We start from the raw sequence: 18,735 nt of genomic DNA on the forward strand, positions 1-18,735 counted from the left end.
TCAAGTAGGCTTAACCGGAACTTTCACCGTTATCTCAGAAAGAGTGTATCGGAAGTATTTCTTTCGGAAGTATTTCCTGTACATTTAATGAGTGGGCACATTTGCCAAATTTGGGTGGTACCGCGTGGAGATTATAGCTCTTCGTCCCTTAAGACTAAAGGGATGAAGAGTTTTTTAGTTTTATAAGCAAAGTAATAAGACTTTCATATAAGGGAGGTAATAATTATGATTATTGTTATGAGTCAAAGCGCTTCAAGGGAAGATATTAATAATGTTGAAAGAAAATTGTCGCAGCTTGGTTTTAGAACCCACCCCATATTCGGGGATATTAAAACAGTAATAGGAGCCATAGGCGATAAAAGACTTCTAAATACACAGGAAATATCCACAATGCCTGGAGTTGAAAGCATTGTCCCTATTATGAAGCCGTATAAGCTTACAAGCCGGGAGTTTAAACAGACCCCAACCATTGTCAATGTTGGAGGTGTGGAAATTGGCGGGGATAAAATTGTAGTGATGGCAGGCCCTTGTGCCATTGAAAACAAAGAAATCTATATAGACACTGCCAAAAAAGTAAAGGAAGCCGGTGCAGATATCCTACGTGGCGGCGCATTTAAGCCCAGAACCTCCCCTTATTCCTTCCAGGGGTTAGAAGAAGACGGACTTAAAATAATGGCAGAAGCCAGAGAAATCACCGGTTTAAAACTTGTAACTGAGGTGGTGGATACTAGGGATGTTGAGCTGGTAGCCTCCTACACAGACATCATTCAGATTGGTGCAAGAAATATGCAAAACTTTAGACTCTTAAAAGAAGTGGGACTTTATAAAAAACCTGTACTTTTAAAAAGAGGTCTGTCTGCAACAATTGAAGAATGGCTTATGGCAGCTGAATACATCATCTCAGAAGGAAACCAAAATGTAATTTTATGCGAGCGGGGTATAAGAACTTTTGAAACCGCTACAAGAAATACCATTGATTTAAGTGCCATACCTGTTGTAAAAGAATTTTCACATCTGCCTGTAATTGTAGACCCCAGCCATGCAACAGGAACATGGAAGTATGTAAGTGCCCTGTCTAAGGGAGCTGTTGCCACCGGTGCAGACGGGCTTATAATTGAAGTTCATTCAGACCCTAACTGCGCACTGTGCGATGGACCCCAATCATTAAAACCTTCTAAGTTTTCCCAAGTTATGGAGGAGCTTAGGAAAGTTGCCGAAGCAGTCGGAAGAACATTATAGTACTTTGAATAATCCAAATTTAAGTACTTTGAATAATCCAAATTTAAAACCACGGGCATTGTCCCGTGGTTTTTAAAAAACTTATTTAAAAGCTTTTATTTATATAACTTTATTTAACTGGTTTTAGCTTTATTTACTTCTAACTCATGTTCTAGCTGCAGCACTTCATCATAGCACACAACTTTGTTTTTCCCTGTTCTTTTTGCGTGATAAAGTGCCTTATCTGCATATTCCACCACTTTTTTAATATTGTCAGAGTGCTTTGGAAATTGTGCTATACCACAGCTTACAGTGACTTTTACGCTGTCTTTCTTGTTTTCTAAACTCATATTTTCTTTTTCTAACTGGTTTCTTATTCTGTCGCCAACATTTTTCGCCATTTCAAGATCAAGATCCCTTATTAATATTATAAACTCTTCTCCCCCGTACCTTACAGGTATATCGGTTTTTCTTATGCTTTGAAGTATAATATTTCCAAAAAGGGAGAGCAGTTTATCCCCTTCAATATGTCCGTAACTGTCGTTATACACTTTAAAATTATCAATATCAAACATCAAAACATTTAGAGGTTTTCCGGAATACTCTGCATATAACGCTTCTTCCTCTAATTTTTGGTCAAAATAATGCCTGTTGGCAAGACCGGTAAGCTTATCTGTCCTGGCACGTTTAAACTCCCTTTTATGCATCTCATCATATATTTTGACCTGAATAATAATACTGGATATGCCGTAAGCTGTAAAGATGATGAACATTCCCCTTATGGCAAGCTTTAAAAAATTAAAACCGGCTAAATTACCCCCTTCAGATAAAAGACTTAAAACACAATAGGTTATTATGGTAAATATACTTATTTTTGTTATAGAAGAAACATCCCTGCTAGTTCCATAGTAGGCAATGATGAAAAATAAGAGAACATATATGTCTGACTGCAAACCACCTAAAAAGTATGAGAAAATACTAACTAACAATATATCTGCATAAAATATAAACCCAAAATTTTTACCTGCCAGTTTGCTTTTTAAATATAAAATGGAAAAAACAACATTATATACAGATGCAAAGGCAAAAACAAACCAAAACCTTACATATAAAAAAGGTTTATCTGATACAATCAGGAAAATCGGAATTATTAAAAGCAATAAACCCCATCTGACAAAAACATAACCTTTCTTTGGCTCTATACTTTTTAGTTTTTTCTCTATGACTGAATCATTAATTATATCCATTTTGTCTTATTTTTCCCCCAAACATTTTTGTTTTTTTAATTAATAGATAATATTTCTAAAAGAGATTTATTTGCTTTGCTCCTTTGCCATTTATTTTATATTCTTTTTTAAAATTTGTCAATTATCTATCTTTTGCGGTTTTAATCCAGCCCATAAAGTCTTCCCAGTAAAAAATTACCGTTACACCTAAAACCACTAAAAAAGTACCCAGCAAAAAGTAAATCCCGACACTTTCTTTTAAAATAATCACTGCAAAAATACTTGCTAAAACCGGTTTTAAAAAGAAAACCATAGAACCTTTAGATGCCCCTACAATGGAAAGACCTATGAAATAAGTCAAATATCCTACCCCTGTTGTTAAAACGGATAAATATATTATATGCCCGGTTATTGAGGGGTTAATGTGAAATGCCGGAATTTTAAATAACAGTAAAAAGGGAAGCAGCAATATACTTCCTATTAAAAAAGAATATGAATTCATTTTAAGGCTGCCTATATCTTTAGATACTTTTCTTCCAAAAACGGTATAAAGGCCGTATAACACCGCAGAAAAAAGTGCTAAAACAGGACTTAATATATTTACCGCATCTATACTCAGTTCATTAATTGACATAACCATTACACCCGTTAAGCCAAGAATAAGCCCTGCCTTTTTGTATGTATGTATTTTTTCTTTTTCAATTACAGATGAAAAAAGAGTAACAAATATGGGATTACTGCTAAAAATAACTGCAACCAGTGCCGCCTTTGCATTCTCCATACTTAAACTTAGCTGCAATAAATTCATGGATAAAACAACATTTATCACACCAAGTACAGCCAGCATTTTAAGGTGCTTTTTTTCAACTTTATAATCCCTCTTGATTAAACTAAACAGAAAGAGAAATAATCCTCCTAAAAAAAACCTCAAAAAATTAATTTGAAAAGGACTTATCCTGTCTATAATTATTTTACTTACAACTTCATAGGTACTAAATAATATAACCGTATTTAGCAAAAATAAATAGCCAAACCCATTCTTTTTCAAAATTCTTATCCTCCCTTTTAAAATTAAAATAGGACTTTAGTACTAGTACTGTTTTTAATATAATGCTTTTTAACCATTAACATAAACCTTTTTTTGTTGTATAATATAATTATACCTTATATCGTAGATGTATCCGGTATAATGGATGTTTTTTAAGAGGTGAATAATATGCTCGAGCTAAGAAACTGTGAAGTGTGTGGGAAAATTTACACCTCAAATGGTTTTCACAAAGTATGCCCTACCTGTTTTCAACGGGACGAATCTGATTTTAACAGAATTAAAGTCTATTTAGAAGAAAACCCGCAGGCTAAAATATTTGAAGTTGTAAGTGCCCTTGATATGCCTTTAAAAAAAATAAAACGGTATTTGCGTGAAAACAGGCTTGAGATAGTGGAAGCTGATAATCACTTTCTGTTTTGCGAAGTTTGCAATAAATCAATCCGCTCAGGCAGATACTGTAGTTTGTGCTATACAAATGCCTATCACCGTAGGTATAAATCAGTGTACACAGGCAATTATTCAAAGACTATAAATTTCAAGTCATCTTAGCTATTTACTTTAACATTTACTATAACATTCACTCAGAAACATCCTTTTTTAAAATTCCATCTTTGTATAGTATTTGGTATATTAAATAATAATTCTGTACTTTTTCCACATACCTTTCAGTTTCCTTAAACGGTATGACTTCCAGTTTTTTTCCTGAACTGCTGAACTTTTTATCTTTTAACCACAAGGCTACATTGCCTCTTCCTGCATTATACGCTGCTAAAACCAGCTTTTTTCTTTCGTCCTCTTCTTCAATTACATAAACGCCATCCTCATACATAAACTCCTGCATAAGGTTGTTAAGGTACCAGCATCCCATTTTTATATTGGTTTCAGGGTCATATAAATTTTCCACTTTAAAATTCTCTATTTTCATTCTTTCAGCTATCCAAATTGAAGTATCATCTGTTATCTGCATAAGTCCCCTGGCATTTTTATAGGATGTTGCATCAGGGTTAAAACCGCTCTCTGCCTTGATAATTGAAAAAACCAAATAAGGGTCTAAATTGTCATAGAGGGAAGAATATTTAAAAACATATTCTTTATACTTTAAAGGATATAGATATTCTAAAGCTGTTTTGGCTGTAAAAGCTATTATTAAAATTATAAAGACGAAAAATAGAATATTTTTTATTCTCTTTTTTATTTTTTTTACCACAAAAGCTACCACCTTTATTTATACGCACTTTTTATATATATATTTTTTACTCTTTCTTCTAGTTCTTTATAGCTGCCATTATTATATATGATTATATTTGAAATGGAAATATAATAATTATCATCCGGCTGCATTTTTATTATATCCATTACTTCACTATATGTTAAATTATTTCTTTTCATAACCCTCTTTATTCTTGTATCTATGTCTGCAGTAACAAACCATATTTCATGTGATACATCTAAAAACCCGTTTTCAAGTGGAATTGCAGCATCCACCACTACAGTGTCTTCTTTGGCGCATTTTTTAATTTTATTTTTAATTTCTATGGAAATATATTTATGGGTAATATCATTTAATGCCTTTACCTTCTCTTCACTTTCAAAAGCTATATCCCTTAATTTTGCCCTTATAATCTCCCCTTTTTCATCTAAAATATCTTCCCCAAAAAAATCTACAACTTCATCAAAAACTTTATGCCCTTTTTTCATTATCTCCCTTGAAATTTTATCTGCTTCAATTACTTTTGCCCCTAAAGAAGAAAGAATACCGGAAACGGTGGTTTTCCCGCTTCCTATTCCACCTGTAACACCTATTACTTTCAAATCTCATACACCCTTTATAAATATTATAAATTTATTTTGTCTCATACCAGTTTTTTCCTAAGTTTATGTCAATTTCTAAAGGCACTTTTAGTGATGCTGCATTTTTCATGCTCTCTTCAACTATTTTTTTAACCTGGTTTATTTCTTCTTTATGTACCTCCAATATAAGTTCGTCATGCACCTGGAGGATAAGCTTAGATTTTAAATTTCTTTTACTAAGCTCTTTATATACATTTACCATTGCTATTTTAATAATATCTGCAGCACTTCCCTGTATAGGGGTGTTTAGCGCCACCCTTTCCCCAAAGGACCTTATATTAAAATTATTTGATTTTATCTCAGGTATATACCTTCTTCTGTTAAACAGAGTGGTGACAAAGCCTTTCTCCCTTGCTTCTTTTTTTATGTTTGTCATATATTCTCTAACTTTAGGATACTTCTCCAAATACTCCTCTATATAATTTCCTGCTTCTTTTTTGGTTATTCCTAAGTCTTTAGAAAGACTAAAATCACCAATACCGTATACAATTCCAAAATTTACAGCCTTTGCCCTTGACCTTAAAAGGGGTGTAACTTCACTTTTTGAAACACCAAATACCTTAGATGCTGTAGAGGTATGTATATCTTCATTATTTAAAAATGCTTCTATCATGTTTTCATCATTTGTTATATGGGCTAAAACCCTCAGCTCTATCTGTGAATAATCTGCATCTAAAAGAATATAGTTTTCATCAGATGGAACAAAAACCTTTCTTATTTTCCTCCCCATTTCAAGCTTTATAGGTATATTTTGAAGGTTTGGCTCAGTGCTGCTTATTCTGCCCGTTACAGTGACAGTCTGGTTAAAACTTGAATGAATTTTACCTGTATTTTCATTTATAACCCCCAAAAGTCCCTCTACATATGTGGAATTAAGCTTTACCAGCTGCCTGTATTCTAAAATCTCTTTAATAATTTCATGCCTGTCCTTAAGCTCTTCTAGTACTTCAGCAGCTGTTGAATAGCCGGTTTTGGTCTTTTTAATGATTGGAAGCTCAAGCTTTTCAAAAAGTATTACGCCCAGCTGTTTTGGGGAATTAATATTAAATTTTTCCCCGGCTAAATCAAAAATTCTGGTTTTGACAGAATCAATTTTACTTTGAAGTTCTTTAGAAAAGTTAAGCAATTCCTCAGTATTAACTTTAAAGCCATGGTATTCCATATCCGCTAAAACACTAATTAAAGTAAGTTCTATATCATAATAAAGTTCTTTTTGGTTGTTTTCTTCTAAAAGTTTTTCAAATTTTTCCTTTAGTTTTGTCATCACATGTGGATAACGCCCTATGACATCAGCCACTTCTTCTGCCGGCATATCTTTATAAAGTACAGCCTTTTTCCCCTTCCCTGCCATCTCCTCTATTGAACTTATTCTCAAGTTTATATATTCCCTGGCAAGGTCTGATATTATATAAGATTCCCTGGAAGGATCCAAAATATAGGCTGCTATCATTGTGTCAAATGCCAAACCCTTTAATACAATATCATTCTGCTTTAAATAAACAATAAAATTCTTTACATCATGGGAATATTTTTTAACATTTTCATCTTCAAAAACATCCTTGTACTCAAGGAAAAATTCTTTCTCATTTATACTTTTGGCAAAATCAACATACCAAACCTCTTCATCTCCGGATGAAAAGGCCAATGAAGAAAGTTTTTTTGAAAATTTGCCTTCTCTGTCAATTAAATAATAAAAATACAATTTACCTGACATAAGTATTTTTGTCTTTATAGATTTAAGCTCACCTATATTTTCAACCCTCTTTATATTTACGTCAATTTCATCTAAAGCAACTGAACTTCTAAGAGCAAACTTGTCAATAAAGCTATTAAACTCTAACCTTTCAAAAATACTAAAAAGCTTTTCGCTGTCATATTCCTGGTATTTAAATTCTTCAAACTCGCAAAGACTTGGCATATTTCTTTCAATTCTGGATAAATCCCTGCTTAAAAATGCCTGTTCTTTATAAGTCATAAGATTTTCTTTTACTCTTTTCTGGGTTATTTCATCAATGTTTTTATACAAGTTTTCCAAATTCCCATATTCTTTAATAAGTTTTAAAGCAGTTTTTTCACCAATTCCGGGAACGCCGGGAATATTGTCTGAACTATCTCCCATCAAGCCCTTTACATCTATAAACTGATGGGGTTTTATTCCATATTCCTCTACTATCCTGTCATAATCATATTCCTCAGTCTCGGTATTCCCTGCCTTTGTTCTTGGAATTTTTATCCTTGTAGTTTTCCCCGCAAGCTGAAGGGAATCCCTGTCCCCTGTAACTATAACTACCTCCAATCCCCTTTGCTCCGCACATAAGGAAACAGAGCCTAATATGTCATCTGCTTCAAAACCTTCCAACTCAAGCCTTTTTATTCTCATTGCATCTAATACTTCCTTCATATAAGGAACCTGCTCACTAAGTTCATCAGGCATTCCTTTTCTTTTTGCCTTATATCCCTCATATTGCCTGTGCCTGAAAGTAGGGGCTTTAAGGTCAAATGCCACGCAAATATACTGGGGATTCTCTTCCTCAATATATTTGTACATAATATTTAAAAAACCATATATTGCATTTGTATGTAAGCCGTCAGAAGTTGAAAGCAGCTCTACACCGTAAAAAGCCCTGTTTAATATGCTGTTTCCGTCTATAATCATTATTTTTTGTTTATCCATAGCAATCCTTTCTCAAAATTTAAATTTTTAAATCTTACCGTTTTATTTTATCAAATACAGCTTTTATAATCAAAATAATTGCCACTTTTCCCTATTGTTAAAAGCCGTACAAGAAACATTTTACACAAAAAAAAAGCCTAAGTAAAGGATACCGGGCAATAAGATTTTAAAAAAGCAAAGAGTCCTTTACCCTTTGCTTTTTATATCTACAGTAATTTGGTTTTTTATTTAACTACTCTATTAATATTTCAACTGTTATTTCTGTTCCTCCATCTGCCGTAATGTTAACCTTTAAGTTTGTAAAACTACTTTCTAATTGTTCTAAGAATTTGTGGTATTTGTTTATTTCCGCTTCAAATCTTACTAAATCATTAGATTTATCTTCAATAAATTCAATTTCAAGTTTATTGGCAGTGTCCACAACATACGCCATATATTCCGGCTCCCGGGACTTGTTTATAACAGTTGCCCTTACAATGGTATATGATGCCTCAGCGCCGTACGCCGGTTCAACTTCCCCGGCATAAGAAGACATTCCACCCCCCACGGCAATATCCCCGGCCTCCTCAGTCATGCCGGCTCCGGATGAACCCGTTTCTTTCATATCATCATAGTAAATATCAGGACTTACAGTACGGTGATAAGTATCCTCACCACCTTCTTCTTTGCTTACTACATCATTCTTTGCAGAAAATAAATCAGCTTCATCCTGTTCTCTGACAGATATTGCAATTTCATTTAATACATCCTCATTTGGAAGACCATCAGCATCTTTTAAAGATTCTTTTTTAGAGTTTCCCCTAACATAAAGCATCCCGTCATGTGGACTATCATCAGACTTACTCATGTTAAATTTATTTATTAAAAGAAACGCTGAAGTCATAAAAATTAATAAAAATACTGCTGCAACAGATGGTACCAATTTAATATATTTAGAATGCATCCGGAAAAGAGGGCTTCTTCTTTGTTCTTCTTCCACAAGCTTTTGATTAAGTTGTCTGTTAAAATCCTCTGGAAGCTCAACTTCCTCCATGTCCTGGCACAAATTAATAATTTCCATCTGCAAGTCAAGTTCTTCCCTGCACTTTATACATGAATTTATATGCTCTTCAAACTGATGTTTTTCAGTTTCATTTAAATCATCATCAATATATAATGAAATTAGTTCCATTATCTCTTCACACTTTTTCACATCTAACCCTCCTTCCTATACTTATTTGACGTATTCCTCATTAAAAAGTTCCTTTTTATTTTTGAAAATTTCCCTTAAAGCTTTTCTTGCCCTGTTTATACGGGATTTAACGGTACCTTCCGGACAATTAATTATTTTAGCTATCTCCTCATAACTAAAACCTTCAATATCCCTTAATACTATAACAGTCTTATAGTCAGGGGGTAAGGATTCTATACACTCTTTTACAAGGCTTTTAAATTCCTTTCTTTCATATATTTTTTCAGGTCCGGGACTTTCATCTTTTATCTGAGGTTTAAGCTCCTCATCATTGTATTTTATATCTTCATTTATAGAAATTACCTTTTGGTTTTTCCTTTTCCTAAGCTCATCTAAACATACATTTGTAGTAATCCTGTATATCCATGTGGAAAAAAGGGAATCCCCTTTAAATTTATTTATGGATTTATACGCCCTGATAAAAGCCTCTTGGGCCAGCTCATTTGCATCATCATAACTACCTGTCATTTTATAAGCAATGTTAAAAACCTTCTTTTGACACTGTTTAATAAGTTCTTCAAAGGCTTCTACACTTCCTGATTTAGCTTCTTTTATCAGCTGCTTCTCACACTTTTCCTTTTCACCCACATCCTCACCTCCAAGGAATAATTAAACCCTCCCGGATTCATGTGCATATATAAGGATTATACATTATAATTTACAAAGTTTGTACTGTCAAAAAAATAATTTATACAAATTTAATAATTTACATTAAAAAATTATCCCCTTAAATAGAGGATAATTTAAAACTTATTTTTTTATAGACATAGGTCTTTAGTCATCATTATTTGAGAATAAAGCCTCCACAAATTCCGTTGAATTAAATGGCTGTAAATCATCCGCCTGTTCACCTACACCAATGAACTTAACAGGGATATTAAGCTCTGAAGAAATTGCTATTACTATTCCCCCTTTAGCTGTACCGTCAAGTTTGGTAAGAACTATACCGGTCACCCCTACAGCCTCTCCAAATGTCTTAGCCTGGGATATGGCATTTTGTCCTGTTGTGGCATCTAAAACCAGCAAAGTCTCTTTTGAACATTCTGGAAGCTCTCTGTCTATTATCCTAAATATTTTTTTAAGCTCTTCCATTAAATTCTTTTTGGTATGAAGCCTTCCTGCAGTGTCACATATTAAAACATCTGCATTTCTGGACTTTACCGCCTGTACGGCATCATAAACCACAGCACCTGGGTCTGCACCTTCACTGTGTTTTATTATATCAACCCCAACCCTTTCTGCCCATATTTCAAGCTGGTCTATGGCAGCTGCCCTGAAGGTGTCTGCTGCAGCTAAAACCACCTTTTTGTTTTGGGATTTTAAAACATTGGCTATTTTTCCGATTGAAGTGGTCTTTCCTACACCATTTACACCAACTACAATAATGACAGAAGGTTTGGTTTCTATATTTAACTTTGAGTTACTTGTGCCTAAAATTTCACTAAGCTCTTCCTTTAATAATTTTTTTACTCCCTTAGGATCAGTTGTCTTTGTTTCCTTTACCTTCTTTTTTAAATCCTCAATAATTTTCATACTGGTTTCAATTCCTACGTCTGAAGTTATAAGTATTTCTTCTAATTCTTCAAAAAGTTCCTCATCAATTTTTCCAAAGGAAACAAGTACCTGATCTATCCTTTCTGTAATTGTATTTTTTGTTTTCTTTAAGCCTCTCTTTAGTTTATCAAAAAAACCCATTTTCTTTCCTCCAATTCTTATTACATTTTGTATTTAAATTTGTTTTTTTATCACAACCATATTTATAAAAACACTGTTTATAAAAACCTTAAATTTAAAAGATGCATCAGTTTATAGTATCTCCCATTTTAAGAGAAACTACTTTTGACACCCCTTGTTCTTCCATTGTAACGCCGTAAAGGGTATCCGCAATTTCCATTGTCCCCTTTCTGTGTGTAATAACTGCAAACTGAGTTGAAGTTGAGTACTTCTTTAAATATTGGGCAAATTTATACACATTGGCATCATCTAAGGCTGCTTCAATCTCATCCAATACACAAAAAGGGGTAGGGTTTAACCTTAGTATTGCAAAAAGCAGCGCTATTGCTGTAAATGCCTTTTCACCCCCGGAAAGCAACATAAGATTCTGAAGTTTTTTCCCCGGAGGCTGCACTTCTATTTCTATACCGCTTTCTAAAACATTTTCTTTATCCACTAAAATAAGCTCTGCATGTCCACCGTCAAACAGCTCCCTAAATACAGTGTTAAAGCTTTCGTTAATGCGTTTAAACTGTTCCATAAATTGACGCTTCATAATTGATACCATTTCATTTATAACCTTCTGCAGCTTCTCTTTGGCATTTTCCATGTCATCCCTTTGGACTGACATAAATTCATACCGTTCTTTTGTCTTTATATACTCCTCTATAGCTGCCACATTAACATATCCAAGTTCTTTAATTTCGTTTCTCAATTCATTTATCCTTTTTTGGGCTTTATTTATATTATCCACATCTTTTTTAATCTCTAATGCATTTGTATAGGTAAGTTCATATTCATCCCACATCCTGTTTTGCATAGCTTCCATTTCTGACTCAATCTTTGCCTTCCTGACTTCTAGTCTTCCATATTCTTCTTTTAAACTTATAATATCTTTATTGATTTTGGCTATTTTTTCTATTATATCTGAAGACTCTTCTTCTAAAACTTTCTTCTCTTCAATTATCCTGTCAATTTCAAGGGTTTTACCTGTTTTCTCTTCCTCATACCCCTTTATTAAATTTCTCAACCCTTCATTTTTTTCATCTAAAGATTGAATTTCCTTGTAACTGTTTTCCTTTTCTAAACTTTTCATTTCAATGCTGTTTTTTAAATTATCCTTTTCTTTTAAAATCCGTTCTAAAGCATCTTCAACCCCTTGAATGTTATCTTTTATTGAATTTATGGATATTTTGCACTGGGTGATGTCTTCATTTATTAAATCCTTGAAATACTGGTTTTCTTTGTGCTTTACCTCATATTCCGCCACTATTTCCTTTGTATTTTTAATATCTTCTTCTATTTCTTTTAATTCTTCTAAGTATTTATAAAGCTCTTTTTGGGTATTTTCCTCCTGTTTTTTAAGCTGCACAATTTCTTGTTTTAGCATATCCTCTTTTGACTCAATTCTTTTAATATTTTCTTCAATTTGCATAAGGTGGCTTTCGTCCCTTATTTTTAAATGCTCTTTATTTCTTAAATTTTCCTCTTCAATGGATATATCCTCAATTAAAGTATTTAGAATTTTAGAAAGCCCGGTAATTTTGTTTTCTAAATTTTTTTCATCTTCCTTTAACTTTTCTATAACTTCTTTAAGTTCTGCAATTTCCCTGTTCCTGCTTAAAATCCCGGACTCTTTAGTGTTCTTGCTTCCTCCTGACATAGAACCTGTACTGCTTATAATGTCCCCGTCTAATGTCACTATCTTGAAAGCATAATTAAATCTTCTGGCAATTTTTATTCCTGAATCGAGATTATCAACCACCACAACCCTGCCTAAAAAGCTTAATATAATTCCTCTATACAAAGAATCAACATTTACCAAATCAGAAGCAACGCCAATAAATCCCTCCTGCCTTTTTAGTTCATCTAAAACCCTTTCATCAAAATACCTTCCCTTTACTGAAGAAATGGGAAGAAAGGTTGCCCTTCCAATCTGGTTTTTCTTTAAAAATCCAATTGCCCTTTTGGCATCTTCCTCAGTGCTTGTAACTATATTTTGAAGTGCCCCGCCAAGAGACATTTCAATGGCTGTCTCATACCTCTTTTCAACATTTATGAGCTGGACCAATGCACCATGGATACCTTGTCCGAATTCTGATGACTCTTTACATGCCTTCAGTACCATTTTAACACTTCTGGTATAGCCTTCTAAGTTACTTTCCATGTTGCTTAGCATTTTATGTCTTGAAACCTTTACATGTATCTCAGACCTTAAATTGTTTTGCTTTTCTTTAAGCTTTTCCAGCTCATTATTTACACTTGTCTTTTTATTTTTATAATCATTTATCTTTTCTCTTAAGTTAATAATCAAATTTTCAGTATTAGAAATGCTTTCTTTTAAATCCTTTAACTTTATACATTCCCCATCTTTTTCTAAAGAAAGCCCTTTTAATTCATTTTCAATGCTGTTTTGCCTTTTTTGTATAATTTCAATATGGTTTTTTACATTATTAGCCTGACTTTTCTTGTCTCCTTGAAGATCAAATTTATTCATAATATTTTCTTTTAATTTTTCAATATATTTTTCATCTTCACTTAAATTATCCAAAAGAGACTTAAGTTTTTTATTGTACTCCTCTAGCTTTTTATTAAATTCCAAATATCTGTCTTTTAAGTAAGAAACCTTTTCTTTCCGCTCTTTTTCCTCATCACATAATTCTTCTATTCTTTTATTTATTTCACTTATTTCATCATTCAGACGGTTTATATTAATTTTTAAATTGATTTTCTTTTCTTCATTTAATTTTATTTCTGAACTACACCTTTCAAGATTTCCCTCTAAAGAATAATATTTTTCTTTAGCCCTTTCAAGTTTTTCATCTAAATCTTTTAAGGTATGGGATTTTTTTTGATTAAGCATTGTTATTTCTTCTAATTTTTTACTTTCAGTGTCAATGTGGTTTTTTATGGTTGTATAGTGGTTTTCAATCTCCTGCATTTTGCTTTTTAGCTTAGATATGTTTTCCACATATACACTGACTTCCAATTCTTTTAAATCGTCCCTTAAAGAAAGGTATCTTTTTGCTTTGTCAGCCTGCTCTTTCAAAGGTTCTAACTGGCTTTCCAACTCTAAAATGATGTCATTTATCCTAAGAAGGTTTTGACTTGTCATCTCAAGCTTTTTTTCTGCTTCCTGCTTCTTTATCTTATATTTCATTATACCTGAAGCTTCTTCAAATATATGCCTTCTCTCTTCTGATTTTGTACTTAATATTTCATCCACCCTGCCCTGACCGATAATTGAATAGCCGTCTTTGCCTATCCCTGTATCAAGGAACAGTTCAGTAATGTCCTTAAGGCGGCAGTTAGTTTTGTTAATTTTATATTCACTTTCCCCGGAACGGTATACACGCCTGGTTACAATGACTTCACTGTAATCAATGGGAAGGGTTCTGTCTGTATTGTCAAAACACAGTGAAACTTCTGCAAACCCCAGAGGCTTCCTGTGTTCAGTACCGGCAAATATAACATCTTCCATCTTCCCGCCTCTTAAGGTTTTGGCACTTTGTTCTCCAAGCACCCACCTTATGGCATCTGAAATATTACTTTTACCACTTCCGTTTGGACCTACCACTGCTGTTATTCCAGAATTAAATTCAAGAACAATTTTCTCAGCAAATGATTTAAAACCCTGCACTTCAAGTCTTTTTAAATGCAATTTATAACACCTCTATATAAAACCTCTTGAAATTTTCCTGCCATCTTTCAATTCTTTAGCATCTTTTTAATTTGTTTAACACTAATTATTTTAACACAATTTTATGCTTAATCAAGAAAAATGCAAAACAAAAAGCTGTCCATTATCCAGACAGCTTTTTTAATATTAATTATTCATACAAAACAAAAATTTAAAACCAAGATTATCTTGGTTCAACAAGAAACTTGATTGCAGTCCTCTCTTCTCCATCAATATTAATTGATGAAAACGCAGGCACAGTGACGATGTCAATACCATTAGGTGCTACAAAACCTCTGGTAATTGCAATAGCTTTAATAGCTTGATTCACTGCTGCTGCTCCCACTGCTTGTATTTCTGCTGTTGATTTTCCTCTAAGAATTGCTGCCAACGCTCCTGCGACCATCTTCGGCTGAGATTGTGCTGATACCTTTAATACTTCCATACATTCATCCTCCTCAATATAAATAAATATTATATAAATTATAAAATTATTATAAATCTATCTCTCTACTCTTTATATATGTATCTCTATATTCTTCATATGTATATTATCTATCTATCAGTAGACCAGAGGTATTAGTATAACCTGTTACATCTCTATTCTATAACATTACTGGTAAACAGACAATATTACAAAATTAATATTTTATATCACAATGTTCATGTTTTCCTTTTGATATTCTAACTAATACTCTTTTATACTTATATTTTTCCTTTAAATACATAATATTCGATTTTTTTTGACCAATTACATCTGAAATTTTTTCTTTGCTTGTAGATATAATAATAACATCTTTCTCTTTAAGGTTTTTTCTTTGTATTTCTTTTTCTATTGCATCAAGAGCAATTTTTGACTCTACCAACTGCCTTAAGGCAGGATGAAAAGGCCCTGCTATTACATCACCATCTTTATTTATATTTTCAGTTGTCTGAAGTCCGATTCTAATAACATTTATATTATTCTCACGGTAAATTTTCACCAACTTTGAACAAAGGTCAACAGTTTCATTTAATTCTAGAGGAGCATACTCGCCGCTGTAATACATTTTTTCAAGATAGGTATCTCTTATTACCAATACAGGGTATATCCTTACCAAATCAGGAGATATTTCAACTACTTTTTTGGCGGTATATAAAGCTTTTTCAGGAGTATCTTTGGGTAGTCCCACCATTGTTTGAATACCAAGAACAAAACCGTTCTTTTTAATAAGCCCTGAAGAATGGTAAACCTCTCTAACCCCATGTCCCCTAAAAGCTGCTTTTAAAACTTCCTCATCTAAACTTTGGACACCTAACTCTATTGTGGTAACATTATAACTTTTAAGGTAATCCAAAATATCCTGGTCTATATAATCAGGGCGTGTTGAAATGCGGATTCCCTTTACATAACCGTTTTTTATATATTCATTTGCTATGTCAAGGAATTTTAGCTGCTGTTCTTTTTCTATGCCTGTAAAACTTCCGCCGTAAAAAGCTATTTCACTTATATTCCCTTTAGGAATTGAATGTATAAAGGATTCTATGATATTTCTAATCTGGTTTTCGTCCATATCCTTTATCTGTCCGCTTATATTCTTTTGATTACAAAAAATACAATCAAAGGGACATCCTTTATGAGGTATGAAAATTGGTATAATTATGTTTTTGTTACTCATCCTTCTCCCTTACTTATACACTTTAAGTTATATGTGATTTTCTAAAGTTTTAATGGTTTCTTTAGCTGCCATTTGTTCTGCTTCCTTTTTAGTTTTACCTTTTCCCTTGCCCGCCGGTTTCCCGTTTATCTTTACCTGGGAAACAAATATTTTATCATGATCCGGCCCCTTCTCATCAATAATTTCATAGGCAACTTTTTTTTCACTGCCCCTTTGCAATATTTCCTGCAATTGGGTTTTATAATCCATGAAAATTATACCCTTTATGGATTTTTCAATCATTTCACCCATTTGGGCCAAAACAAAACTTTTGGCCTTCTCAAGCCCTGCATCTAAATATAATGCACCGATTAATGCCTCCACTGCATCTGAGAGAATGGACGCCCTTTGTCTTCCGCCTGTGTTTTCTTCTCCCTTCCCTAAAAGGAGGTATTTTCCTATATTCAAGTTTTTTGCACATTCGGCAAGAGAGGCTTCACATATTACATTTGATCTGAATTTTGTCATTTCCCCTTCGGATAAATCATTATACTTAGTGTATATTTCTTCACTGATAATCATATTTAAAACGGTATCTCCCAAAAACTCCAGCCTCTCATTGCTTCTAAGCTTTTGATTTTTATATTCATTGGCATAGGAACTATGAGTTAACGCCAGAATAATGTTATTTTTGTCTTTAAATGTGTACTGTATTATTTTTTCAAATTCATTTATCTTATTTGTAATATCTTCAAACTTTTCCATGGTACCTCCTAAAGCAAGCTGCATGCAAATTAAATGCTTTAAGGCTGATATTTTTTTATTATAATTGTAGCATTATGTCCGCCAAATCCCAATGAATTTGATAGTGCACAAGAAATATCCGCTTTTCTGCCTTTGTTTGGCACATAATCCAAATCACATTCCGGATCCGGTGTTTTGTAATTTATTGTCGGAGGTATAAATCCGTCCCTGATTGCAAGGGTGGAAATTATAGCTTCCACTGCACCTGCTGCCCCAAGTAAATGACCGGTCATGGATTTTGTAGAGCTGACAGGCAGCTTATAGGCCTTTTCTCCAAATACTGTTTTTATTGCCTTTGTTTCAAATTTATCATTGAATTCTGTAGATGTGCCATGGGCATTTATATAGTCAATATCTTCTACATCTAAATCAGCATCTTTTATGGCCATTTTCATACACATGACACTGCCTTCTCCCTCAGGGTCAGGAGCTGTAATGTGGTAGGCATCATTAGTGGCTGCATATCCCATTATTTCAGCTATTATATTTGCACCCCTCTTTAGGGCATGCTCTAACTCTTCTATAATCAATATACCGGCACCTTCACCCATTACAAAACCGTCTCTTTCTGCATCAAAGGGTCTGCAGGCAGCTTTTGGGTCTTCACATGTGGACATTGCCTTCATTGAACAAAAACCTGCAAAGGACAACGGAGTAATTGATGCTTCTGCACCGCCTGTAATTATTACATCAGCATCCCCACGCTGGATAACCTTAAATGCATCTCCTACGGCATTGGTAGATGTTGCACATGCAGTAATCACACATTCATTAAAACCCTTCGCACCATATTGGATAGCTATACGTCCCGCTGCCATATTTGATATCATCATAGGGATAAAAAACGGGCTTATTCTGCCAGGTCCCTTTTCAATTAATACATTGTGCTGGGTTTCTAATGTTTGAATTCCTCCTATCCCGGAACCTACAACAACTCCAAACCTATATTTATCCACCTTTTCAACGTCCAAACCAGACATGTCAATTGCCATTTTAGTAGCTGCCAGGGCAAATTGGGTAAACCTGTCCATCCTTCTTACTTCTTTTTTATCAATGTATAATGTTGGATCAAAGTCCTTTACTTCAGCTGCTACTTTAGTACTCAAATTTGATGCATCAAATGATGTTACCGTTGATATGCCGCATTCTCCGTTTTTTATAGCGTCCCAGAATTTCTCCAGTTCATTACCTAATGCAGAAATAACCCCCATGCCGGTAATAACTACACGCTTTTTCATAATTCAACCTCCAGTGCAAATTTAAAACATACTATAAAAAAATACTATAAATTATCTTTTGTCTAATATATAGATAGATTAGTTCTGTTGTCTTTTTTAAAAAAAGTCCCTCCACAAAGGGACTTTTTTTATGAATTATTTTTAATGTACTCAATAACATCTCCCACTGTAGAAATTTTCTCAGCCTCACTATCAGGAATTTCAAGGTCAAATTCTTCTTCTAAAGCCATAATAAGCTCAACTATGTCCAATGAGTCTGCTCCTAAATCATCTATAAAGGAAGATTCTAAAGTTATTTCATCTCCTTCAACACCTAACTGTTCCATAATAATTTTTTTAACTTTATCCAGCACTATGGTTCACCTCCTTCCAAAGGGGGTTTTATTAGCTAATGTGCAATCATATTGTTTAAAATA

General features: G+C 33.5%; 16 protein-coding genes and 1 other annotated feature (1 of these 17 running past the window's edge). Of the genes, 2 read left to right on the plus strand and 14 right to left on the minus strand.

Features of this window, described 5'->3' with window-relative positions; all coding sequences use genetic code 11:
- Nucleotides 1-152, plus strand: a binding site (T-box leader) (it extends 128 nt beyond the left edge of the window).
- 73 nt (nt 153-225) lie between these two features.
- Nucleotides 226-1,239 carry a 3-deoxy-7-phosphoheptulonate synthase gene (gene aroF / locus HVS_RS08740; RefSeq protein ID WP_101301325.1) on the plus strand — a complete coding sequence of 338 codons (1,014 nt, stop codon included), beginning with the start codon at nt 226-228 and terminating at the stop codon, nt 1,237-1,239.
- Between the two features lie 113 nt (nt 1,240-1,352).
- Here aroF and HVS_RS08745 read toward each other — a convergent pair whose 3' ends face one another.
- Together HVS_RS08745 and HVS_RS08750 are read right to left on the minus strand one after the other, a co-directional pair.
- Nucleotides 1,353-2,465 carry a GGDEF domain-containing protein gene (locus tag HVS_RS08745; RefSeq protein WP_101301330.1) on the minus strand — a complete coding sequence of 371 codons (1,113 nt, stop codon included), beginning with the start codon at nt 2,463-2,465 and terminating at the stop codon, nt 1,353-1,355.
- Nucleotides 2,466-2,586: 121 nt separating this feature from the next.
- Entirely contained in the window at nt 2,587-3,492 is a 906-nt protein-coding gene (locus tag HVS_RS08750) for a DMT family transporter (RefSeq protein WP_101301333.1), read from the minus strand.
- Nucleotides 3,493-3,660: 168 nt separating this feature from the next.
- Between HVS_RS08750 and HVS_RS08755 the strand changes: the two genes are divergently transcribed.
- A complete protein-coding gene (locus HVS_RS08755; protein WP_101301335.1) occupies nt 3,661-4,041 on the plus strand; it encodes a flagellar protein in 381 nt (126 codons plus the stop codon).
- Nucleotides 4,042-4,069: 28 nt separating this feature from the next.
- Here HVS_RS08755 and HVS_RS08760 read toward each other — a convergent pair whose 3' ends face one another.
- The 12 genes from HVS_RS08760 to acpP form a co-directional block, all read right to left on the minus strand.
- The gene (locus tag HVS_RS08760) at nt 4,070-4,699 is read right to left on the minus strand and encodes a lytic transglycosylase domain-containing protein (RefSeq protein WP_101301338.1); all 630 of its coding nucleotides are present in this window, start codon (nt 4,697-4,699) and stop codon (nt 4,070-4,072) included.
- Nucleotides 4,700-4,713: 14 nt separating this feature from the next.
- Entirely contained in the window at nt 4,714-5,304 is a 591-nt protein-coding gene (gene coaE, locus HVS_RS08765; protein ID WP_101301340.1) for a dephospho-CoA kinase, read from the minus strand.
- A 31-nt stretch (nt 5,305-5,335) separates the two neighbouring features.
- Nucleotides 5,336-8,017 carry a DNA polymerase I gene (gene polA, locus HVS_RS08770; RefSeq protein WP_101301342.1) on the minus strand — a complete coding sequence of 894 codons (2,682 nt, stop codon included), beginning with the start codon at nt 8,015-8,017 and terminating at the stop codon, nt 5,336-5,338.
- Nucleotides 8,018-8,249: 232 nt separating this feature from the next.
- A complete protein-coding gene (locus HVS_RS08775) occupies nt 8,250-9,209 on the minus strand; it encodes an anti-sigma factor family protein (protein ID WP_101301345.1) in 960 nt (319 codons plus the stop codon).
- 21 nt (nt 9,210-9,230) lie between these two features.
- Nucleotides 9,231-9,836: an RNA polymerase sigma factor gene (locus HVS_RS08780; protein ID WP_101301347.1), complete on the minus strand. Its 606-nt coding sequence runs from the start codon at nt 9,834-9,836 to the stop codon at nt 9,231-9,233.
- Between the two features lie 186 nt (nt 9,837-10,022).
- The gene (gene ftsY / locus HVS_RS08785) at nt 10,023-10,943 is read right to left on the minus strand and encodes a signal recognition particle-docking protein FtsY (protein ID WP_101301350.1); all 921 of its coding nucleotides are present in this window, start codon (nt 10,941-10,943) and stop codon (nt 10,023-10,025) included.
- A gap of 106 nt (nt 10,944-11,049) precedes the next feature.
- Nucleotides 11,050-14,622 (minus strand): chromosome segregation protein SMC, encoded by a 3,573-nt coding sequence (smc, locus tag HVS_RS08790; RefSeq protein WP_101301352.1) that lies wholly within the window; start codon nt 14,620-14,622, stop codon nt 11,050-11,052.
- Between the two features lie 202 nt (nt 14,623-14,824).
- Entirely contained in the window at nt 14,825-15,085 is a 261-nt protein-coding gene (locus HVS_RS08795; RefSeq protein WP_101301355.1) for a stage V sporulation protein S, read from the minus strand.
- Between the two features lie 196 nt (nt 15,086-15,281).
- On the minus strand, nt 15,282-16,298 hold the full coding sequence (locus tag HVS_RS08800) for an elongator complex protein 3 (protein WP_101301358.1): 1,017 nt from the start codon (nt 16,296-16,298) through the stop codon (nt 15,282-15,284).
- A 27-nt stretch (nt 16,299-16,325) separates the two neighbouring features.
- Nucleotides 16,326-17,042, minus strand: coding sequence for a ribonuclease III (gene rnc, locus HVS_RS08805; protein WP_101301360.1), 717 nt, complete (start codon nt 17,040-17,042; stop codon nt 16,326-16,328).
- Between the two features lie 38 nt (nt 17,043-17,080).
- Nucleotides 17,081-18,319 carry a beta-ketoacyl-ACP synthase II gene (fabF, locus tag HVS_RS08810; protein WP_101301362.1) on the minus strand — a complete coding sequence of 413 codons (1,239 nt, stop codon included), beginning with the start codon at nt 18,317-18,319 and terminating at the stop codon, nt 17,081-17,083.
- Nucleotides 18,320-18,447: 128 nt separating this feature from the next.
- Entirely contained in the window at nt 18,448-18,645 is a 198-nt protein-coding gene (gene acpP, locus HVS_RS08815; protein ID WP_235827774.1) for an acyl carrier protein, read from the minus strand.
- Nucleotides 18,646-18,735: the final 90 nt, after the last annotated feature.

Source organism: Acetivibrio saccincola, assembly GCF_002844395.1.
Classification (GTDB): domain Bacteria; phylum Bacillota; class Clostridia; order Acetivibrionales; family Acetivibrionaceae; genus Herbivorax; species Herbivorax saccincola.

Excerpts from the sequence above, each read along its gene's own strand:
- aroF (WP_101301325.1), top strand. The coding sequence starts at position 226 with ATGATTATTGTTATGAGTCAAAGCGCTTCAAGGGAAGATATTAATAAT.
- HVS_RS08745 (WP_101301330.1), bottom strand. The coding sequence starts at position 2,465 with ATGGATATAATTAATGATTCAGTCATAGAGAAAAAACTAAAAAGTATA.
- HVS_RS08755 (WP_101301335.1), top strand. The coding sequence starts at position 3,661 with ATGCTCGAGCTAAGAAACTGTGAAGTGTGTGGGAAAATTTACACCTCA.
- polA (WP_101301342.1), bottom strand. The coding sequence starts at position 8,017 with ATGGATAAACAAAAAATAATGATTATAGACGGAAACAGCATATTAAAC.
- ftsY (WP_101301350.1), bottom strand. The coding sequence starts at position 10,943 with ATGGGTTTTTTTGATAAACTAAAGAGAGGCTTAAAGAAAACAAAAAAT.
- HVS_RS08795 (WP_101301355.1), bottom strand. The coding sequence starts at position 15,085 with ATGGAAGTATTAAAGGTATCAGCACAATCTCAGCCGAAGATGGTCGCA.
- HVS_RS08800 (WP_101301358.1), bottom strand. The coding sequence starts at position 16,298 with ATGAGTAACAAAAACATAATTATACCAATTTTCATACCTCATAAAGGA.
- rnc (WP_101301360.1), bottom strand. The coding sequence starts at position 17,042 with ATGGAAAAGTTTGAAGATATTACAAATAAGATAAATGAATTTGAAAAA.
- fabF (WP_101301362.1), bottom strand. The coding sequence starts at position 18,319 with ATGAAAAAGCGTGTAGTTATTACCGGCATGGGGGTTATTTCTGCATTA.
- acpP (WP_235827774.1), bottom strand. The coding sequence starts at position 18,645 with ATGGAACAGTTAGGTGTTGAAGGAGATGAAATAACTTTAGAATCTTCC.